The organism is Streptobacillus notomytis (assembly GCF_001902585.1).
Lineage (GTDB): Bacteria > Fusobacteriota > Fusobacteriia > Fusobacteriales > Leptotrichiaceae > Streptobacillus > Streptobacillus notomytis.
Genome location: NZ_LKKV01000118.1, coordinates 1 through 1,107, shown reverse-complemented (window position 1 = coordinate 1,107; position 1,107 = coordinate 1). Strand labels below are relative to the sequence as shown.

General features: G+C 33.6%; 1 protein-coding gene. It reads left to right on the top strand.

What is annotated here, in order from left to right; genetic code table 11:
* Positions 1-13: 13 nt before the first annotated feature.
* On the top strand, positions 14-1,107 hold a 1,094-nt coding region (locus tag BUE91_RS06200; RefSeq protein WP_073508299.1), incomplete at its 3' end, for an ABC transporter ATP-binding protein.

Sequence of the window (1,107 nt, the reverse complement as noted above, 5' to 3'; positions counted from 1 at the left end):
TAGGAGAGAATAAATGGCAGAAGTAAAATTAAATAAGGTAGAGAAACAATATCCGAATGGATTTAAGGCTGTACATGGAATAGATTTAGAAATAAGAGATGGAGAGTTCATGGTATTTGTAGGGCCATCAGGATGTGCAAAATCAACGACACTAAGAATGATAGCAGGACTAGAAGATATAACAGGAGGAGAAATATATATAGGAGATACATTAGTAAATGATGTACCACCAAAAGATAGAGGGATAGCAATGGTGTTTCAAAACTATGCCCTATATCCACATATGAGTGTATATGAAAATATGGCATTTGGATTAAAACTAAAGAAGACACCAAAAGAAGAGATAGATAGAAGAGTAAAAGAAGCAGCAGAGAAATTAGAGATAACAGAGCTATTAGATAGAAAACCAAAGGAGATGTCAGGAGGACAAAGACAAAGAGTAGCCTTAGGACGTGCAATAGTAAGAGAACCCAAAGTATTCTTATTTGATGAACCATTATCAAACCTAGATGCAAAATTAAGAGTATCAATGCGTGTTAGGATAACACAATTACATAAAGAGTTAAAGACAACAATGATATATGTAACGCATGATCAAGTAGAAGCAATGACAATGGGAGATAGGATAACAGTATTAAAGTTGGGAAGAATAATGCAGGTAGACACACCTTTAAACCTATATCATAGACCAGCAAATAAATTTGTAGCAGGTTTTATAGGATCACCGACGATGAACTTATTAGAAGGAGAGTTAGTTAAAATAGGAGAGAAGACATTTATAGATATAAATGGATCAAAGATAGAGATAGATCCTATTAAGGCAGATAAGGTAAAAGGTTATATAGGAAAGAGAGTAATATTTGGGATAAGACCAGAGAATATATATACAACGGAAGAAGAGAGTAGCTATACTCAACTAGGGGAGATATCAGTAGTAGAACAGATGGGAAATGAGGAGTATATCTACTTTAAGTTATCAGGTAAACAGTTAACATGTAGAATGAATGTAGATGGCTTAATAGAAAGAAGGAAGCAAGGTACAGAGAGATTTTACTTTGATACAAGTAAGGCACATATATTTGATATAGAAACAGAAGAAAACATAAG